The organism is Cyanobium sp. Candia 9D4 (assembly GCF_024346155.1).
Classification (GTDB): Bacteria; Cyanobacteriota; Cyanobacteriia; order PCC-6307; family Cyanobiaceae; genus Cyanobium; species Cyanobium minutissimum.
Window position 1 is genome coordinate 649112 of record NZ_JAGQCK010000001.1, and the last position, 17671, is coordinate 666782.

Genomic DNA, 17671 nt, shown 5'->3' on the forward strand with positions numbered 1-17671 from the left:
CCATGGGTTGGGATCCGACCGTTCTGCGCAAATACAACACCACCGGCCATTTCCGGCTCATCAATCAGCTGCGCTCCGAACTCAAGGGCAACCCCCTGATCCGCCCCAAGGACGGGGAAACCGTGGGCGCCGCCAACCGCAGCAAGAGCCTCACCCGCGCGCTCCAGAACCGTTCCCAGTCCGGTGGTTACGGCCGCAGCCGCCGTTCGCTCCCCAGCTCCCAGCCCGTCGTTGTCGCGGCCCCCGCGCTGCCCGTCACCGCTCCCGTTCCGGTGCGGGTCGAGAGTGTGGAAAGCCAGGAGGCGGCCAACGCCCGCAGCTTCCGTGAACGGCTCAACGCCATCGAAATGCGCTGAAGCAGCGGCAACGACGATCCCGGAGCGGGATGGCTGCAGCGGCACTATTTCGGCGCCGTTGCAGCGCAGTGACGCCTCCAATCAGCAGGCCATTCGCCTCAATTCTGGATCACTGGAGCCAATCAACAATGACCCAGGAAAGTGGCTCGGGGGAGACTTGAACTCCCGACCTTGGGGTTATGAATCCCACGCTCTAACCAGCTGAGCTACCGAGCCAATCGTTGTGACTTTAGACGATGACCGGTGCGGCCCCCGGCCGGGTCAGGCCCGGGGGGGCAGCATCTGCAGGGGGTTGACCGCGCCGCGGCCGGGGGGATGGATCTCGAAGTGGAGGTGGGGGCCGGTGCTGCGGCCGGTGCTGCCCATCTGGCTGATCACCTGACCCTGCGCCACCGTCTCACCCCTGGTGACCAGCAGGCGGCTGTTGTGGGCATAGAGGCTGCGGCTGCCGTCGGGATGGGCGATTTCCACCAGGAAGCCATAACCACCGTCATGCCAGCCGGCGAACACCACCTGGCCCTCCCGGGCGGCCATGATCGGCGTGCCGACGTTGTTGGCCACATCGATGCCCTTGTGCATCCGGCCCCAGCGCCAGCCGAAACCGGAGGTGAACACCCCGCGGGTGGGCCAGATCCAGGCGGTGGAGGGGGCCGTGGTGCCGCCATTGAGGGGCGGCTGCGGGTCACCGAACTCCGGGGTGTCGGGCCAGCTGATGCCGCCGCTGACGGACGGCTTCAGGCCCAGCAGCATGCGGGAACGGCCCGGGGCCGACTGGGCCAGGCGCACCTGGCTGCCCACCACGAGCCGTGCGGTTTCCAGGCCCGGATTGAGGCGGATCAGCTCGGCCACGCTCAGGCCGTAGCGCTGGGCGAGCTTGAGCACCGTGTCCCCGAAGCGGACGACCCCGTCCCGCTCCACCGGCGGCGGGGTGGAGACCGGCGGGCTCTGGCGCTGGACAGTGGCGTCGAGGGAGGCGATGCGGCCGAGGCGCTCCTTGCCGCGGGAAGGCACCACCAGCCAGTCACCGTTGCCGAAGCGGTGGTCTTCATCGACGTCGTTCAGCCGGGCCAGTCGGGTCTCATCGAGGTCGAGGGCCGTGGAGAGCTCCTCGATGGACACCGGACGGCGGACCTTGATCCAGACCCGGTCGGTGGCGGAAGGCAGGGAGGCCAGCAGGGTCTCGGTGGACACCGTGCTGGGGGAATCGTCAGCGAGAACGGCCACGAGCGGCACGACGGCCGGTGTGGAGAGGAGAAAGGGAAGAATCAAGCGGAAAGGCTTCATGCATTTCACATCCAGCGGACAAAACCCAGCAGAGAAGCCAACATCTGCGGGTCCGGCAGAGAGTAGCGCCATGAACCACAGGGGGCAAGGTTCCTCAGGCACAACGCGGTCTGGACATCGAGACCGTCCCGCATCGGTCTCAGGAGTCGCTGCCTGCGGCGGGCCCGATCTGGCGCAGGGCCTCGAACAGCACGATGCCAACGGACACCGAGAGATTCAGGCTGCGGACACCCCCCCGGCCCTCCCGCGCCCGGCAGGCCATGGGGATGGTGAGGCGCGCCTCGGCGGACGCCTGCAGGGCGTTCGGTAATCCGTCCGTCTCCCGACCGAACAGCAGCCAGTCGTCGGGACGGAAGCGGTAGTCGGTGTAGGCCGTCTCCGCCTGGCTGCTGAGGGCCACCAGGCGGCCGCCCCGGCCCCGCCGCTCCGCCTGGAAGCGCTCCAGGTCCCCGTGGCGGTGCAGCGACACCCAGGGCCAGTAATCCAGGCCGGCCCGGCGCAGGTGCCGGTCGCTGATCGTGAAGCCCAGCGGTTCGATCAGATGCAGCTCGCAGCCGGTGGCGGCGCAGGTGCGCGCCACGTTGCCGGTGTTCGGCGGGATCTGGGGCTGGTAGAGGACGACGCGAGGCATCCGGGGCGCGATCAGAAGCCGGAGGGCACGGGCTGGCTCAGGGCCAGCAGGTCGATGGCACGCCCCTGCAGGACGAGCCAGGCCGCTTCGCTGCGGGCCATGAGGGTCTGCTGGATCGTCCCGAGCCGGTCCCGGAAGCGGCACCCGGCCGCCGTGGCCGGCACCACACCCCAGCCCGTCTCCTCACAGACCACCACCAGTGGCGCCCGGCAGCTGCCGAGGGCACCGAGCAGCTCGTCGCAGCGGAACCCCCAGTCCGGCGGCTCCAGATCCAGGTGGGCGGCCACCCAGGTCCCGAGTGAATCCACCAGCCCCAGCTGGCCCGGCTGCAGCTGGGCCACCGCGGCGGCCAGGGCACCGCTCACTTCCCAGCAGCCCCAGGCGGGCGGGCGCCGCAGGCGGTGCCGCCGCAGCCGCTCCTGCCAGGCCGCGTCGTCGGGCAGGGAGGGCCCGGTGGCCAGGTAGATGACCGCAAGACCGCTGGCGCCCGCCAGATGCTCGGCCCAGCGGCTCTTGCCGCCCCTCGAGGGTCCGCTGACCAGCGTCAGGCGGGGATGGCGCTGGTCCCCGGCGGGGGGCTCAGCCGCCACCTCAGCCGCCACCTCAGCCGCCACCTCAGCCGCCACCGTTCATGTTGCGCAGGGTGGCCACCGAGGACGGCGAGACGCGGTTGAGGTAACGGAAGATCCAGTACTTGAAGATCGTGGCCAGCACCACCGGGAAGGTGGCGATGAAGAGCATGACGAAGTTCTCCTGGGCCGGCAGTCCCAGATGGTGGGCGACACCGTCGAGCAGCACCGTCCAGCCCTCCGGACTGTGGAAGCCCACGAAGATGTCCGTGAACAGGATGATGGCGAAGGCCTTGGCGCTGTCGCTCAGGCCGTACACCATTTCGTCGATGAAGCCGCGCAGCACCTGGATGTCGCGCCGTCCGAGGATCGCCACCACCACGAAGCCGATGAAGCCGCAGACGTCGGCCAGGACGTTCTTGATGGCGTGGGTGCTCTCCTGGTCGGCCTCCTCCTTGAGCTCCTGAGCCCGCTTGGCCAGCTCCGACTGCAGCTCCTCGCGGCTGGGCAGGGCCTTGCCGGACAGCAGGGCATCGAATTCGATCTCCGCCTGGTAGACGCGCAGCTTCTCCACGGCCCGCTCCTGGAGGTGGGGTTTCGGGTAGGTGAGGAAGGTGTTGTCGGGGGCGAAGCGATCCACCAGGGGCGAGACCACGTAGGTGCGGCTCACCTGCTGCACCAGCACCGGCACCAGCACCAGCAGCAGCAGGATCCGCAGCGACACCAGGGTGGAATCGCGGCGGCGGCGGAAGCCCGCCACCACGCTGGCCTCCGCCTCCGGGTCCAGCTGGCGCCGCACCTGGTCGACCACACTCACCAGGCTGCGGGGCAGCATCTCCGGGGTGCGGCTCAGGGCCGGCAGCTCCTCCCGGGCCACCGCATAGCGGGCGGTGACGGTGTCGATCAGCTGGTACTGGCGCAGTTCCTGGCCGGAGAGCTCCTGGCGGTAGGGGGCCAGCACGTCCCTGGACTGGCGGCAGACCTGCAGGGCCGCCCGGAAGCGGCGCAGCACCTGGGCCTGCATCGCCCGCGGGATGCTCAGCTCCAGTTCGGGACGCACCGGACGGTCGTTGTAGTGCTCCATCTCGATGCTCTGGATCAGCAGGGCGGCTTCGTAGCCGCGCTCGAGATCGGAGCTCAGGTCGAGGGAGCGGGCCCGCCCGAAGGTACCCATCCAGTTCGTCAGTCCCATGGGGAGGCGGGTCGCGGGGGAATCAGCGGGAGAAGACCCACCAGGTGAGCATCGGCACCACGGTGCCCACCACCAGCAGCACGATCACCCAGGTGAAGGCATTGCTGCTGGAGGTCTCCTCCCGGGTGGGGATGTTGCTGACGACCGCGGCGGCCTCCTCGACGACGGGGTCCCCGGGATCCTCGCCACCCTGCAGGACGGTGGCGAGGCGCTGGAGGGCGTCGACGGCGGCCTGGCGGTAACGGTCACCGCTGCGCAGCGGCTGGGCCATGGTGGTGGCGGCGGTGCTCTCCAGCAGCTCGTCGGGGAGCTGGCGGTCGAGGGGGGCCTGGGCGGCGATCGCCGTGGAGCGGGTCTGGGTGTCGATCAGCAGCAGCAGCAGGGGATCGGGGCTGCTGCCGGCGGGGGGATCGGCCGACCAGCGCTCCACCAGCTGGGCGGCCAGGGTGGAGAGGTCGAGGCCGTAGTCGAGCCGGGTGAGGGTGACCAGGCGGGCGTCGACCCGTTCGGCACTGAAGGCCTGCAGCTGGCGCTCGATCTCGGCCTTGCCCGCCCGGCTGAGCACGTCGGCGCCGTCGAGCACATGCTCGGCCGGGGGTCGGGCGGGCAGGTCCGAGGCCGAGAGGGCCCGGGCGGCGGCGACCGGCGCGGCCAGCACCAGGCCGAGGGCCAGCACCAGGGAGAGCAGGGACCGGAGCAGCCCGGACCGGCCGGTGGGGCCGGGGGGCGCTGCCGCCACCGGGGGCATCACTGAAGCCAAGGCCATCGTGCGAGACGCCACCAGTCTGCCGTTGCGACCCCGTTCCGGCATCCTGAAAGCAGCTTCGCTGCCGGACACCACGATGACGATGTCCGCCCCGGCCCGTGTCGTCCTGGCCTGCGGCGCCACGGGCCTGGCCCTGGCTGTGTTCAACCAGATGACCGCCCCCAGCCTGGAGCCTCCGCTGGAGCGGGCCTCGGTGCTGGCCAGCATCCTGGCCGTGCTGCTGCTGCTGGTGGCCCTGCTGTGGCAGCGGGTGGAGCCGGTGGCACCGGAGCGGGTGCCGCTGGAGGGCCCGGTGGGGCTGCGGCTGACGCCGGATCTGGAGGGGTCCCTGGCCGAGGAGCTGGGCTGGGGCAGCACCATGCTGCTGACGGCCACCCCGGCGGCGGTGGTGCTGCTCCACTGGCGCGGCCAGATCCTGCTGGAGCGGGGAGTGCTGGGCCGCGGCGACTTCCGGCCCGGAGCGATCTGTGCCCGCAGCATGGCCAGCGGCAAGGCCATCTCCCTGGTGGATCTGAAGCTCTACCCCGGCCGGGACGAATTCGGCAGCCTGCCCGCGGGCCTGCCGGCGGTGCTGGTTCAGCCGCTGGGTCAGGAGGGGGTGCTGGTCCTGGGCGGCTGGTCGCCCCGCTGCTTCAGCCGCAGCGATCTGGCGTGGGTCGAGGGCTGGGCCCGCAGGCTCACAGGCGAATTGGCTCGGGTTTCGGGCGCGGCGCCACCGGCCGCGGAGGTGTCGTCGACGGCGGCACCTGAAACTGGCTGAACACCCGGCCACCGGGGTTGGTGACCACCACGGCCCCCTTGTCCCCCAGCCGGCCCCGCAGCACACTGCCGCGGGTGAGCTGGCGGCTGGCCGGCCGTTGCAGCAGCACCGAGCCATCGGCGGTGACAGCCTGGGTCTCCCAGTTCCAGGAGCAGCTGCGGGCCTCGAGGCTGGCGCCGTCCTGCTGGAGGAAGCAGCCCGAGGGGATGCGCACCAGATGCTGGCCGGCATCCACCTGCAGGGCCTTGCCCCGGGCGCTGGCGCCGCCGGCCACCGCCGGGTCGCTGAACAGCACGGGCGGCCCCAGGTTGAACAGCTGGGTCCGGGTGTTGCCGATCAGGGAGGTGGCCGTAAGGGTCTGGAGCGGGCGGGTGGCGGCCGAGCCCGGCGGCCGCCGTTCCCCCAGCACCGGCCCGCGGGCGGTGAGGGCACCGCTGCCGGGTTGCCAGAGCACCGAGGACACGGTCAGCAGGATCTGGGGGGCACCGACGGGGTTGGCCCGGAAGGGATCGAAGGCCTGGGCCCAGCGCTGCAGCTGGGGCTTGCCCTGCAGCTCCAGGGTGTCCTTATCCAGGCGGAAGGTGGCCCGCTCTGCGGAGAGTCGGGTGTGGGGGTCGAAGCCTTCCGGATGGCGGTCGATTTCCATCAGGTTGCGGGAGGGGAGCCAGCGCACCCGGGAGCCCTGGATCATCACCGGCTCCTTGCCGAGCCGCTGCAGCCGGATCCGCCCCTCCAGCAGGATCACGGCGCCGTCGTTGATCACCGTTCCGGTGGAGGCCTCCACCCGATAGGCCGGCTTGCCGTCGCTGTAGATCACACCGCGGGGCTGCAGGGCCCGGGCGACACGGCGGCGCAGGTCGTAGCGGGCCTCGGGGCTGGTCAGTTCCCAGTTGGGCCGGCCGAACACGTCCTGCTGGCGCAGATCCAGGGAACGGAACACGAAGGGGGTGGGCGCCGTCTCGCGGGCGACATCGCCGCGGCCGCAGCCCGTGAGCAGCAGCACCAGCAGGGCCGACAGGCGCCAGCGTCGCGCAGGGAGAGGAAGCGTCAAAGGGGGGAATCCAGTTCCAGTCGATGCATCACCGGGGTCGGTTCGGGCAGGGCCAGGTCACTGGCCAGCTTCCCCCAGTGTCGGGCCGCCGTCCAGCCGCTGTCGGCTAGCAGGGCCGGCTGGGCCAGCTGGTCGAGCATCCGCGCCGAGAGATCCGGCAGCAGGGGGGCCAGCAGCACGGCCACCCAGCGACTCGTCTCCAGCACGGCATAGAGGTCCTCGGCCACGCCGGAGCGCCCCTCCTCCGCCTTAATCGCTTTCCAGGGGGCACGGTCGTTGAGGAAGCCGTTGGCGGCTTCCGCCAGCTCCAGGATCGCGGCGGCCGCGGTGCGGAAATCCAGCGCCTCGAGGGCACCGTCGACGGTCTCGGCGCAGGCCAGGCAGCGCAGGGCGAGGGGATGGTCGGCGGCGGCGGCGGCCCCGGCCGGCGGCACGGCCCCGTCGAACCAGCGGCGCGCCATCGACGAGGTGCGGTTGAGCAGGTTGCCGATCGTGTTGGCCAGGTCGTTGTTGACCAGATCGCTGAAGCGCTGCTGCTGGAAATCGCCGTCATCGCCGAAGGGAATGTCCCGCAGCAGGTACCAGCGCACCGCATCGGCACCGCAGCGCTCCAGCAGCCCATTGGGATCGAGCACATTGCCCAGGGACTTGCCCATCTTCTGGCCCTCCCGGGTGAGGAAGCCGTGGCCGAAGACCTTCTCCGGCAGGGGCAGCCCGGCCGAGAGCAGCATGGCCGGCCAGTAGACGGCATGGAAACGCAGGATGTCCTTGCCGATCACGTGCAGCTGGGCGGGCCAGCCGCGCTCGGCCAGCAGGGCGAGATCGTTGGCGTCGTCCGGTTCCAGCAGGGCCGAGAGATACCCCAGCAGGGCGTCGAACCACACATAGAAGGTGTGGCCCTCGTAGCCGGGCACGGGGATGCCCCAGGGCAGGTCGAGGCGGGAGATGGAGAAGTCCCGCAGGCCGCCGGCCACGAAGTTCTCCACCTCCCGGCGCCGGGAGCGCGGCGCGATGAAGCCGTCGCTGGCCACCAGCCGCTCGATCGGCTCCTGGTAGCGGGAGAGGCGGAAGAAGAGGTTGAGTTCGTCGCGCCATTCCAGTGGGCGCAGGTGGATGGGGCAGTGGGGCTCCTGCGCCGAAGGCGCTTCCTCCTTGAACTCCTCGCAGGCCACGCAATACCAGCCCTGCTGGCGCCCCTCCACCACATCGCCGTTGGCCTCGACCCGGGCGAAGAACTGCTCCACGATCGCCCGGTGGCGGGGATCGGTGGTGCGGATGAAGCGGTCGTTGCTGATGCCCCAGCGGCGCCACAGGTCGCGGTACTCGCCGCTGATGGCGTCGCAGTGGGCCTGGGGGGTGAGGCCGGCCGCCTCGGCCGAGCGCTGGATCTTCAGCCCGTGTTCGTCGCAGCCGGTGATGAAGGTGACCTGCTCGCCCTGCAGCCGCCGGAAGCGGGCGATGGTGTCGCAGGCAAGGGTGGTGTAGGTGCTGCCCAGGTGGGCACGGTCGTTGACGTAATAGAGGGGGGTGGTGAGGGTATAGGTCATCGGCAGGCGACGTCGGCCGGGTCCGCCGGCGGCAGGAGGGGGTCCCGTGACGCACCCCCTTGACGCCCGTGGGCCCAGGCCCGGGGCCCGGATCCTACCCATGGCCCCGGGATGGGATGCTGGCCCCCTGACCCCGGCCCCTTCCCCCCGATGCGCACGGGCTTTGATCGCAGGGCGGACGTGCTCGTGTGGGGCGGCGGCAGTGGTGGTGTGGCCGCCGCCCTGCAGGCCGCCCGCTCCGGCGCCGACACCCTGCTGCTCACCCCCGGGCCCTGGCTGGGCGGCATGGTGAGTGCGGCCGGGGTGTGCGCCCCGGACGGCAACGAGCTGAGCCCCTGGCAGAGCGGCCTGTGGGGGGCCCTGCTGCGGGCTCTCCAGTGGATCGAGCCGGAGGGTCTGGATCAGAACTGGGTGAGCTGCTTCGGCTACCGCCCCGCCAGCGCCGAGCGGATCCTGCGCCGCTGGGTGGCCGCCGAGGAACGGCTGGACTGGTGGTCCGGCGTGCGGCTGGAGGCGGTGGAGCGCGACGGCGATCGCATCAGCGCCGTGACGGTGGCGTACAGGGGCGTCCAGCGGCACCTGCGGCCCACGGTGGTGATCGACGGCAGCGACCGGGGCGAGCTCTACCCCCTGGCCGGGGCCCCCTTCCGCTTCGGCTGGGAAGCGAGGGAGCAGTGGCAGGAACCCAGCGCCCCCACGGCCGAGCGCCTCGGGAACGACCCCTTCTTCCAACGGCAGCCGGTGCAGTCACCCACCTGGGTGTGCCTGGGCCAGCTGGACGAGCGTGGGGGGACGGCGGCCCCCGAGGCCGAGGCCTGGCGCCGCAGCCCCCCTCCCCTGCCGGAGCCCTTCGCGGCGGCCACCGACGCCTTCGGCCTGGAGCGCACCCTCACCTACGGGCGTCTGCCCGGGGGCCTGGTGATGCTGAACTGGCCCCTGCACGGCAACGACTGGCACCAGGGCCTGGAGCGGGCCTTCTCCGAGCGGGTCGGCGGTGGCGACGCCGCCGAGGCGGCCGAGCGCGAGCTGCTGGCGGCCATGCGCGACCACAGCGAGACCTTTGCGGCCGCCCTGCGCCAGGCCAGCGGCGGCTGGCTGGGGCCTGCGGCGGTGTTTCCCACCCCCGACGAGGCCAGCGCCGGCCGGCTCAGCGGCGCCGGATCGCTGGCGTTGATGCCCTACTGGCGTGAGGGCCGCCGGCTGGTGGCCCGGGAGCTGGTGCTGGAGCAGCACCTGCTGCCCTGGGGGGAGGGCGCCTGCATCGCCCCCCTCAGCCGCACCGCCGACGGCAGCCTCAGCAGCATCGCCGTGGGCAACTACGCCAACGACCACCACTACCCCGGCGGCGACTGGCCCCTGGCCCCCAAGAGCTGCCGCTGGGGGGGCCGCTGGAGCGGCACCCCGTTCACCATCCCCTACGGCGCCCTGGTGAGTGCGGGGGTGACCAACCTGCTGGCGGCCGACAAGGGCTTCGGCGTCAGCCACATGGCGAACGGGGCCACGCGGCTGCAGCCCCTGGTGCTCAACATCGGCCAGGCCGCCGGGATGGCCGCCGCCCTGTGTGTGCGTGACGGGATCGATCCCGCCGGCCTGCCGGTGCACCGGCTGCAGGAGGCCCTGATCAGCGATCCGCTGGCCCCGGCGGCCGTGGTGCCGCTGTGGGACACCCCCTGGCACCACCCCCGCTGGCGCGAGCGGCAGCTTGCGGCCGTGGCGGCGCCGGAGCGGATCGATCGCCACGGCCATCTGGAGGCGGGAGCGGCGCCGGCGGCACCGTCGGGCTGGGCACCGCCGCCGGAGCCCGGCGAGCGCCTCTGGCGGGGCGAGCTGGTGCCCGATGGCAAGGGCGGCTACGTGCTCCACGGCGAGGCGGGATCCTGGCCGCTGATCACCCTGGAGCCGGCCTTGCAGCAGTGGCTGCTGGGCCTCGAACGTCCCACTCCGGCGGCCCTGATCGGCTGCGCCAACCCCTGGGGCCCCTGGCTGCGGGTGTCGCGGCCGGTGCCGTGAAGCTGCTGCTCAGCGGCGCCGCCATCGCCCTCACCTTCGCCGCCTTCCTCCCCTACATCCGCTCCATCCGGGCCGGCCGCACCCGCCCCCATGTGTTCTCCTGGCTGATCTGGGGGGTCACCACCCTGCTGGTGTTCCTGGCCACGTGGGCCGGCGGCGGCGGGGTCGGGGCCTGGCCCACCGGGGTGTCGGCCCTGATCACCTTCTCCATCGCCTGGCTGGCCCATACCCATGGCGCCGACCGGGCCATCACCACCAGCGACTGGCTGTTTCTGGCCGGCGCCGCCTCGGCCCTTCCCTTCTGGTTCCTCACCGCCGATCCGCTCGGGGCGGTGGTGGTGCTCACTCTGGTGGACCTGCTGGGCTTCGGCCCCACCCTGCGGCGGGCCTACGGCCACCCCCACCAGGAGCGGATCGGCTTTTTTGCCCTGTTCGTGCTGCGCAACCTGCTGGTGCTCCTCTCCCTGGAGCGGCTGACACTCACCACGGCCCTGTTCCCGGCGGCGGTGGGCCTGGCCTGTGTGGGGGTGGTGCTGCTGCTGCTCTGGCGGCGGCGGCGCCTGCGACGGACGGGCCAGCCGGCCTGAGGTCGGCCAGGATGGGCGGGATCAGCGCCGTTGCCCCATCGTGTCCGCCAACCCAGGATCCGCTCTCCGCTCCCTGCCCGTGCTGCTCACCTTGGTGGGCTCCGCCCTGCTGCTGGCCGCGCTGCAAGGCCGGGCCCAGGGCCTCAACAACATGCGCGACCAGCTGATCATCCACTACTGCACCCTGGCGGTGAACGCCGACTTCGCCAAGGCGGGCAAGCCGGTGCCGGCGGGCCTGGCCAAGGACACCTGCACCTGCGTGGCCCAGCAGGTGAACGCCCGGGCGACGATTCCCCAGGCCGAGACCATCTGCAAGCAGCAGGCGATGGGCAAGTACAACCTCAGTCCCTGAGGCCGCCAGGGTCAGCCCGCGGCCGTGAAGCGCAGCAGGTCCCGCAGGGAATCCACCTGCTGCAGCCGCACCAGCAGGGCGTCGCCGGGGCCGGGGTCGCCATGGCACTCGGCGGCCAGATCCATGGCCAGATCCGGCAAGTGCACCAGGCCGAGCCGGTCCTGGGGGCGCAGCCAGCGCAGGAACAGCCCCGGCCACTGGTGCTGCTCCTGGGCCTCGAACCACACCTGCTGCCAGTGGCGCTGGTCCTCCCGGGCGATCTGCAGCCCTTGGCGGATGGCCCCCTCCAGCTCGCTCAGCAGCGCCGCCAGCTCCGCCTCCTCCAGCACTGGCAGCCCCTGCCGGTGGGCCAGCAGCTGGCGCTGCACCAGCAGGTCGTTGTAACGCCGGATCGGTGAGGTGGCCTGCACGTAGCAGGGCAGGCCCAGGGAAAAGTGGGGGGCCGGAGTGGTGCCGAGATGGCCCCGGCTGAGGCAGCGCTTGATGGCCGCATGGCGCACCGGTCCGGCCGGCAGGCTCGCCAGTTCCGCCTCAGGGGGCAGCTCCGCCGCCAGCTGGCTGCGGTAGGGCAGGGCCAGGCCCCGCTCTTGCCCGAGATGAGCGATCACGGCCCCGGCCAGGATCATGGCCTCGGCCACCAGGGTGCGCGAGGGCGAGGGTTCGGTGATCTCCAGCTGGGCCCCCTCGGCGTCGCAGCGGATCCGGCCCTCGGGCTGGTCCAGATCGAGGGCCCCCCGGGCCAGCCGCCAGCGGCGCCGCCGCTCCATCAGGGCCTGGATCTCACTGAGATACCGCTCCTGGGGCGGGGCCAGCTCGATCAGTTCATCGGCATCGGCATAACTGAGCGGATAGGCGGGTCGCACCCAGCTGGACTCCAGCCCATGGGCGGCCACGGCGCCGTCCTCGTCCAGCTCCACCCAAAGGCTCAGGGCCGCGCTGCGCTGGCCCATGCGCAGGCTCATCGGGCCGGTGCTGAGCACCTCGGGGAACATCGGCAGCGGCCCCCGGGCCAGGTAGAGGCTGCTGGCCCGGCGCCGGGCTTCGATGTCGAGGGGGCTGTCCGGCGTCACCAGCCGGCCCGGGTCGGCGATGTGGATCCACAGCCGTGGTGTGCCGTCGGGACCGGGCTCCAGCGAGAGGCCGTCGTCGATGTCGCGGGTGTCCGCATCGTCGATGGTGACGGTGTGCAGGCCGGTGAGGTCGCGGCGGCGCTCGTCTCCGGGCAGGTCGGTGCCAGCCAGGGCCACCAGGCGGCGGGCCTCCTCCTCGAGCTCCGCGGAGAAGCCCGCCTGCCAGGTGGTGTTCTCCAGCGAGGGCAGATGGTGGCGCTCCCACTGGCCCAGATCCACCAGCAGGTGCCGGATCGGCGCCGACTCCATGGCGCAGTGGGCCGCCTGCAGGGCGCGGTGCAGGTCGTCCGGCAGGGGACGGCTGATGTCGCCACTGGCCCACTCCCGCAGCAGGGCCAGGTGCTGGCGCTGCTCGGCATCGAGCTGCTGGGGATCGATCGGGCGGCGCTGGCGCAGGGCGTCCTGCCACTGGCGGCGCCGCTGTTCGCCCAGGTGCTGGCGGCGGGCATCCCGCCGCAGTCGCCGCACATCCACCAGCGGCCGGGCCTCCACCTGCTGCTGGCGCCAGCGGAACAGGGTCTGGGGACCTTGCAGCCACAGCCAGCAGGCGGCCCGCTGGACCGGGTCGCCGCCGTCGCCGATCAGATCGACGAAGTCCGCCAGCTCCAGGGACAACGGGTCGTCCTGCAGCAACAGCCAGGCGGCCCCCAGCTCCCGGGGGCGGGGGGCGGCCTGCTGCAACGTCTCCGCGCTCAGCCCCCAGGGGGGCTGGGACAGGCGTGAGGGTGGTGATTGATCGCCAGGAAGAGCGGCCAGCAGATCGAGCTGCCGCACCCCGCGCTGGACGGCCTTGGCCTCGAAACCCACCTTGAGATCGAGGCGTGTGCCTTTCTCGGCCACAACGACCGCCAGCAGGCTGCGGCTGTCGTCGTGGAGGCCGACCAGGTCACCCGCCGTGAACCGACGCGAGGCGGAAGGCAACTCAGCCTTCGGGGTTCACGAAGGGCAGCAGGGCCACGATCCGGGCCCGCTTGACGGCATTGGTGAGGTCGCGCTGCTGCTTGGCCGTCAGGCCGGTGAGGCGGCGGGGCAGGATCTTGCCGCGCTCGGTGATGAACTTCTTGAGCAGATCGACGTCCTTGTAGTCGATCGGATCACCGGGCTTGATCGGCGAGAGGCGCTTCTTGAAGAAGGAACTGGACATGGGAACGGAGGAAAGGAACGAAAGGAGGGAACTGCCGCTGCAGAGGCCGCGGGACGATCAGAAGCTGGGATTCCGCAGGGAATCCGGCCTCACTTGATCTCCTTGTGGATGGTGGAGGCGTTGCAGTGGGGGCAGAACTTCTTGAGTTCAATCCGTTCGGTGGTGTTGCGGCGGTTCTTCTGGGTCGTGTAACGGGACACGCCAGGGGACCGCTTGGCGGGGTTGGACCGGCATTCGGTGCACTCGAGGGTGATCACCAGCCGGACGCCCTTGTTCTTGGCCATGGAAGGACGTTGCGCCGCGGATGCGTTGCAGAGAGACGATCCTGCACCTTACCTCCCGATGGGGAGGGCCCTGATCGCTTCCTAATGTGGGCGGCTGCTGTGCACCCCTCCGATGCTGGTTTCGCTCCAATGGCTCCGGGAGCTGGTCAGCGTGGAACCGGCCTGTCTCGAGCCGGGGCATCTGGCGGAGCGCCTCTCGATGGCCGGCTTCGAGGTGGAGGCCATCGAAGATCTGGCGGCCCGGGCGGCCGGTGTGGTGGTGGGCCATGTGCTGCAGCGTGATCCCCACCCCAACGCCGACAAACTCAGCGTCTGCCGGGTGGATGTGGGGGCTGGCGAGCCCCTGCAGATCGTCTGCGGTGCGCCGAATGTGCGCCAGGGTCTGCACGTGCCCGTGGCCCTGGTGGGCAGCACCCTGCCGGCGGTGGGGCTCACCATCAAGCCCGCCGAACTGCGGGGAGTGGCCAGCAGCGGCATGATCTGCTCCCTGCGGGAGCTGGGTCTCGACGATGGCAGCGATGGCATCGCCGAGCTCGACCGGATCCTGGACACCCTGCCCCCCCTTGGCACGGCGGTGGGCCCCCTGCTGGGCCTGGATGACCAGGTGCTGGAGCTGGCGATCACCGCCAACCGCCCCGATGGCCTGTCGATGCGGGGGATCGCCCGCGAGGTGGCGGCCCTCAGCGGCGGCAGCACCACCTTCCCCGCGGCGGCTCCAGCCGTGGCGGCCGAGCCCCTGGCGGCTGTCCCTGCGGCCCTGGAGGCGATGGAGGCGGGGGGGCTGTTCAGCCTCACGGCCCTCAGCGGGCTGACGGTGGGCCCCTCCCCCGACTGGCTGCGCCAGCGGGTGGAGCGGGCCGGTGTGCGCCCCATCAACAACGTCGTCGACATCACCAACCTGGTGATGCTGGAAACGGGCCAGCCCCTGCATGCCTTCGACCGCGACCGCCTGGGGGCCCTCACGGGCGCCGTGCCCGCGCCGGCCAGCATCGGCCTGCGTCAGGGCCGCAGCGCTGAGGCCTTCGTCGCCCTCGACGGCCAGGAGCGCACCTTGAGCGAGGAGGCCCTGGTGGTCACCTGCGGCGACCACCCCATCGCCCTGGCCGGCGTGATGGGGGGCCTCGAAGAGGCCGTCACCGACTCCACCACCGCCATCTGGCTGGAGGCGGCGGTGTTCGCCCCCCAGGCGGTGCGCCGCTCCGCCCGCAGCGTCGGCCTGCGCACCGAGGCCTGCAGCCGCTTCGAGAAAGGGGTGCCGCGGGAGATCACCCTGGCCGCCGCCGACCGGGCCGTGGCCCTGCTGCAGGAGCTGGCCGGAGCCCGGGTGGAGGGGCGCTGGCTGCACCAGCGGCCCCCGTCCCCCCAGCCGCCCCTGCCCCTGCGCCGCGATGCCCTCCACAACCTGCTGGGTCCGGTGGTGGTGGAGGGCGAGCCCCAGGACCTGGACGACGAACGCATCACCGCCACCCTCGAAGCCCTCGGCTGCGTCCTTGTGGAGGACGAAGACGGCTGGCAGGTGCGGGTGCCGCCCGAGCGGGCCATGGACCTCAAGCGGGAGGTGGACCTGATCGAGGAGGTGGCCCGGCTGGTGGGCTACGACCACTTCGCCGCCCACCTGCCCGACCCCCTGATCCCCGGCGGCCTCGAGCCGGCCCAGCAGCTGGAGCGACGCCTGCGCCGCAGCCTCTGTGCCGCCGGCCTGCAGGAGATCGTCTCCCTGTCGCTGGTGGCGGCGGCGCCGGGCCGGGTGCCCCTGGCCAACCCGCTCCTGGCCGACTACGGCCACCTGCGCGACAACCTGCACCAGGAGCTGCTCCAGGCCGCCCGCCGCAACCTGCAGGCCTCCCTGGGGGGCTTCTGGGGCTTCGAGATCGGCCGGGTGTTCCCGGGTGGTGGGGCCAGCGGTGAGGAGCGCCATGGGGAACGCACCCTGCTGGTGGGGGTGATCGCCGGGGAGCGGCGCGCCGAACGCTGGCGCAACTCCGGCAAGCCCGCCCCCCCGGACTACTTCCAGGCCCGCGGCGTGCTCCAGGCCGGTCTGGAACCCCTGCGCCTGCCCCTGGAGGACCGCCCCCTGAGCGACGCCCCCCTGCTGCACCCCAGCCGCGCCGCCCAGCTGCTGGTGGAGGGCAGGCCCGCCGGCTGGTTCGGCCAGCTCCACCCGGCCGAGGCCGAGCTCCTCGACCTGCCGGCCGCCACCTACGTGTTCCAGCTGGAGCTGGAACCCCTGCTCAGCGCCGGCACCCGCCGCAACCGCTGGCAGCCCAGCTTCCGCCCCTACCCCACGGTGCCGGCCTCGGAGCGCGATCTGGCCCTGGTGGTGCCCACCGACACCACGGCGGCGGACCTGCTGGCGGCGATCCGCAAGGCGGGCAAGCCGTTGCTGGAGCAGGCGGAGCTGATCGACCGCTACGAAGGGGCCCAGGTGGAGGCCGGCCGCTGCAGCCAGGCCTTCCGCCTCCGCTACCGCGACAGCGCCCGCACCCTCACCGACGAGGAGGTGGAGGCGGCCCACGGGCGGGTGCGCGACGCCCTCGAACGCCGCTTCGGCGCCGAACAGCGCCGCTAGAGACGCTCCAGGGCCGCCAGGGCCTCCACGTGGCTGGTGTTGGGGAAGAAGTCCACGGGCTGCACCCAGTTCAGCCGGTAGGCCCCTGCTCCGCACAGCTGGGCCAGGTCGCGGGCCAGGGCCGCCGGATCGCAGCTCAGGTAGGCGATCCGCTCCGGTTGCGCCGCCAGGATCGCGGCGATGGCGATCGGGCTCAGACCCTTGCGGGGGGGATCCAGCACCAGGGCCTGCTGGCCCTGGAGGCGCTCCTCCAGGACCTGGGGCACATCGGCCTGCTCGAAGCTGGCCCGATCCTCCAGCCCGTTGGCGCCGGCATTCACCCGGGCCATGGCCACGGCGCCCGGGTGCAGCTCCAGGCCACTGACCTGCCAGCCGGCGGCGGCCAGGGGCAGGCTGTAGGTGCCGATGCCGCAGTAGGCATCGAGCAGGGAACCGCCGGCGGGAGCCGGGCCGAGGGCTTCGATCAGATGGGGAACCAGCCGTTCGGCCTGGTGGGTGTTGACCTGGAAGAAGGTGTCGGCGGCGATGCGGAAGCGCAGGCCGGCGAAGCGTTCCTGGACCCATTCCCGGCCGCGGATCACCCGGGTCTCGTCGCCCATCAGCCGATTGGTGGGCCTGGGCTGGAGGTTCAGGCAGACCCCCACCAGCTCGGGCCAGCGTTCGCACCAGGCGTCGGCCAGGGCTTCGAGGCCTGGCAGGTCGTCATGGCTGCTGATCAGGGTGATGAGCAGCTCACCGGTGGCTGCCCCCACCCGCAGGCCCAGGTGACGCAGGCCGGGACCCTCCACGGCCTGGGGGTCGTTGCCGTGGCGGTCGATCGGCCAGTCACTGGCTTCGATGTCGGCTTTCAGGGGGGCGATCAGGGCGTCGATGCGCGGATCGAGCACCGGGCAGCGGGCCATGTTGACGATCTGGTGCGAGCCGCGGCGGTAGTAGCCGGCCCGCAGCCGGCCATCGGCCCGGCGCTCCAGCGGAATCAGGGCGCGGTTGCGGTAGCCCAGGGTCGGAGCGGCCACCAGCAGCGGCCGCACCGGGGCGCTCAGGCCGCCGATGCGCTGCAGGGTCTGCTCCAGGGTGCGCTGCTTCCAGGCCGCCTGGGCCCCGTCCGTCAGCGGCTGGAGGCTGCAGCCACCGCAGTTGTCGGCCAGGATGCAGGGCGGCCGGCGCCGGTCCGGAGAGGGCGTCAGCACCCGCAGCAGCTGGCCCACCAGATGGCGCCGCGCCACCGCCTGCAGCCGCACCTGCACGGTGTCCCCGGGCAGGGCGCCGCTGACGAACACCACCTGCCCGTCGTGGCGCCCCACCCCCTGCCCGTCATGGCCCAGGTCGGTGATCTCCAGCTCGAGCCTGTCGCCCACCGAGGCCATCTGTCGTCCGCCGCACTGCTGCGACCCTATCGGGGGTCGTGCAAAGGGGCGTTACACCTTGCGCCCGGAGCC

General features: G+C 72.0%; 17 protein-coding genes and 1 tRNA gene. 6 read left to right on the forward strand and 12 right to left on the reverse strand.

Annotation, left to right across the window (positions count from 1 at the left end):
• Positions 1-2: 2 nt before the first annotated feature.
• Positions 3-356, forward strand: a complete 354-nt coding sequence (locus KBZ08_RS03235; RefSeq protein ID WP_254971302.1) for a hypothetical protein — start codon at positions 3-5, stop codon at positions 354-356.
• Between the two features lie 142 nt (positions 357-498).
• Here KBZ08_RS03235 and KBZ08_RS03240 read toward each other — a convergent pair.
• The 6 genes from KBZ08_RS03240 to psb32 all read right to left on the reverse strand — a co-directional run bounded on the left by KBZ08_RS03240 (position 499) and on the right by psb32 (position 4780).
• Positions 499-572, reverse strand: a tRNA-Met gene (locus KBZ08_RS03240).
• A gap of 45 nt (positions 573-617) precedes the next feature.
• On the reverse strand, positions 618-1640 hold the full coding sequence (locus KBZ08_RS03245; RefSeq protein WP_106219978.1) for a M23 family metallopeptidase: 1023 nt from the start codon (positions 1638-1640) through the stop codon (positions 618-620).
• A 139-nt stretch (positions 1641-1779) separates the two neighbouring features.
• Positions 1780-2271 (reverse strand): tRNA (cytidine(34)-2'-O)-methyltransferase, encoded by a 492-nt coding sequence (locus KBZ08_RS03250; RefSeq protein ID WP_254971304.1) that lies wholly within the window; start codon positions 2269-2271, stop codon positions 1780-1782.
• An 11-nt stretch (positions 2272-2282) separates the two neighbouring features.
• The gene (locus KBZ08_RS03255) at positions 2283-2897 is read right to left on the reverse strand and encodes a bifunctional adenosylcobinamide kinase/adenosylcobinamide-phosphate guanylyltransferase (RefSeq protein ID WP_315861239.1); all 615 of its coding nucleotides are present in this window, start codon (positions 2895-2897) and stop codon (positions 2283-2285) included.
• Positions 2887-4032 (reverse strand): proton extrusion protein PcxA, encoded by a 1146-nt coding sequence (pxcA, locus tag KBZ08_RS03260; RefSeq protein WP_254971305.1) that lies wholly within the window; start codon positions 4030-4032, stop codon positions 2887-2889. Before pxcA ends, KBZ08_RS03255 begins: the two co-directional genes overlap by 11 nt.
• 22 nt (positions 4033-4054) lie before the next feature.
• Positions 4055-4780, reverse strand: a complete 726-nt coding sequence (gene psb32 / locus KBZ08_RS03265; protein ID WP_254971688.1) for a photosystem II repair protein Psb32 — start codon at positions 4778-4780, stop codon at positions 4055-4057.
• 94 nt (positions 4781-4874) lie between these two features.
• On the opposite strand from psb32, the gene KBZ08_RS03270 reads away from it, so the two are divergent.
• Positions 4875-5558: a cofactor assembly of complex C subunit B gene (locus tag KBZ08_RS03270; RefSeq protein WP_254971307.1), complete on the forward strand. Its 684-nt coding sequence runs from the start codon at positions 4875-4877 to the stop codon at positions 5556-5558.
• Here KBZ08_RS03270 and lptC read toward each other — a convergent pair.
• Together lptC and metG are read right to left on the reverse strand one after the other, a co-directional pair.
• Complete coding sequence (lptC, locus tag KBZ08_RS03275) at positions 5476-6609, reverse strand: LPS export ABC transporter periplasmic protein LptC (protein WP_106219983.1); 1134 nt, start codon at positions 6607-6609, stop codon at positions 5476-5478. The two genes, KBZ08_RS03270 and lptC, sit on opposite strands and share 83 nt — an antisense overlap.
• Positions 6606-8156, reverse strand: a complete 1551-nt coding sequence (gene metG / locus KBZ08_RS03280; RefSeq protein ID WP_254971317.1) for a methionine--tRNA ligase — start codon at positions 8154-8156, stop codon at positions 6606-6608. The genes lptC and metG overlap by 4 nt, the downstream gene beginning before the upstream one ends.
• 150 nt (positions 8157-8306) lie before the next feature.
• On the opposite strand from metG, the gene KBZ08_RS03285 reads away from it, so the two are divergent.
• The 3 genes from KBZ08_RS03285 to KBZ08_RS03295 all read left to right on the forward strand — a co-directional run bounded on the left by KBZ08_RS03285 (position 8307) and on the right by KBZ08_RS03295 (position 11105).
• On the forward strand, positions 8307-10166 hold the full coding sequence (locus KBZ08_RS03285) for an FAD-dependent oxidoreductase (RefSeq protein WP_254971320.1): 1860 nt from the start codon (positions 8307-8309) through the stop codon (positions 10164-10166).
• Positions 10163-10753 carry a hypothetical protein gene (locus tag KBZ08_RS03290; RefSeq protein WP_106219986.1) on the forward strand — a complete coding sequence of 197 codons (591 nt, stop codon included), beginning with the start codon at positions 10163-10165 and terminating at the stop codon, positions 10751-10753. Before KBZ08_RS03285 ends, KBZ08_RS03290 begins: the two co-directional genes overlap by 4 nt.
• A gap of 79 nt (positions 10754-10832) precedes the next feature.
• Entirely contained in the window at positions 10833-11105 is a 273-nt protein-coding gene (locus KBZ08_RS03295; RefSeq protein ID WP_254971322.1) for a hypothetical protein, read from the forward strand.
• An 11-nt stretch (positions 11106-11116) separates the two neighbouring features.
• Here KBZ08_RS03295 and KBZ08_RS03300 read toward each other — a convergent pair whose 3' ends face one another.
• The 3 genes from KBZ08_RS03300 to rpmG all read right to left on the reverse strand — a co-directional run bounded on the left by KBZ08_RS03300 (position 11117) and on the right by rpmG (position 13663).
• Positions 11117-13156 (reverse strand): ribonuclease catalytic domain-containing protein, encoded by a 2040-nt coding sequence (locus tag KBZ08_RS03300; protein ID WP_254971325.1) that lies wholly within the window; start codon positions 13154-13156, stop codon positions 11117-11119.
• 1 nt (position 13157) lies between these two features.
• Positions 13158-13379: a 30S ribosomal protein S18 gene (gene rpsR / locus KBZ08_RS03305; RefSeq protein WP_006041316.1), complete on the reverse strand. Its 222-nt coding sequence runs from the start codon at positions 13377-13379 to the stop codon at positions 13158-13160.
• A gap of 89 nt (positions 13380-13468) precedes the next feature.
• Complete coding sequence (rpmG, locus tag KBZ08_RS03310; protein WP_254971327.1) at positions 13469-13663, reverse strand: 50S ribosomal protein L33; 195 nt, start codon at positions 13661-13663, stop codon at positions 13469-13471.
• Between the two features lie 112 nt (positions 13664-13775).
• Here rpmG and pheT point away from each other — a divergent pair, with 112 nt between their 5' ends.
• Positions 13776-16232: a phenylalanine--tRNA ligase subunit beta gene (pheT, locus tag KBZ08_RS03315; protein WP_254971329.1), complete on the forward strand. Its 2457-nt coding sequence runs from the start codon at positions 13776-13778 to the stop codon at positions 16230-16232.
• Here the strand turns inward: pheT and rlmD are convergent.
• Positions 16229-17599 carry a 23S rRNA (uracil(1939)-C(5))-methyltransferase RlmD gene (gene rlmD, locus KBZ08_RS03320; protein WP_254971330.1) on the reverse strand — a complete coding sequence of 457 codons (1371 nt, stop codon included), beginning with the start codon at positions 17597-17599 and terminating at the stop codon, positions 16229-16231. The genes pheT and rlmD overlap by 4 nt on opposite strands.
• Between the last annotated feature and the right edge of the window lie 72 nt (positions 17600-17671).

Bases quoted from the DNA above. Each gene is read 5' to 3' on its own strand.
- KBZ08_RS03235 (WP_254971302.1), top strand. From the start codon at position 3: ATGGGTTGGGATCCGACCGTTCTGCGCAAATACAACACCACCGGCCAT.
- KBZ08_RS03245 (WP_106219978.1), bottom strand. From the start codon at position 1,640: ATGAAGCCTTTCCGCTTGATTCTTCCCTTTCTCCTCTCCACACCGGCC.
- KBZ08_RS03250 (WP_254971304.1), bottom strand. From the start codon at position 2,271: ATGCCTCGCGTCGTCCTCTACCAGCCCCAGATCCCGCCGAACACCGGC.
- pxcA (WP_254971305.1), bottom strand. From the start codon at position 4,032: ATGGGACTGACGAACTGGATGGGTACCTTCGGGCGGGCCCGCTCCCTC.
- psb32 (WP_254971688.1), bottom strand. From the start codon at position 4,780: ATGCCCCCGGTGGCGGCAGCGCCCCCCGGCCCCACCGGCCGGTCCGGG.
- KBZ08_RS03270 (WP_254971307.1), top strand. From the start codon at position 4,875: ATGACGATGTCCGCCCCGGCCCGTGTCGTCCTGGCCTGCGGCGCCACG.
- metG (WP_254971317.1), bottom strand. From the start codon at position 8,156: ATGACCTATACCCTCACCACCCCCCTCTATTACGTCAACGACCGTGCC.
- KBZ08_RS03285 (WP_254971320.1), top strand. From the start codon at position 8,307: ATGCGCACGGGCTTTGATCGCAGGGCGGACGTGCTCGTGTGGGGCGGC.
- rpsR (WP_006041316.1), bottom strand. From the start codon at position 13,379: ATGTCCAGTTCCTTCTTCAAGAAGCGCCTCTCGCCGATCAAGCCCGGT.
- rpmG (WP_254971327.1), bottom strand. From the start codon at position 13,663: ATGGCCAAGAACAAGGGCGTCCGGCTGGTGATCACCCTCGAGTGCACC.
- pheT (WP_254971329.1), top strand. From the start codon at position 13,776: ATGCTGGTTTCGCTCCAATGGCTCCGGGAGCTGGTCAGCGTGGAACCG.
- rlmD (WP_254971330.1), bottom strand. From the start codon at position 17,599: ATGGCCTCGGTGGGCGACAGGCTCGAGCTGGAGATCACCGACCTGGGC.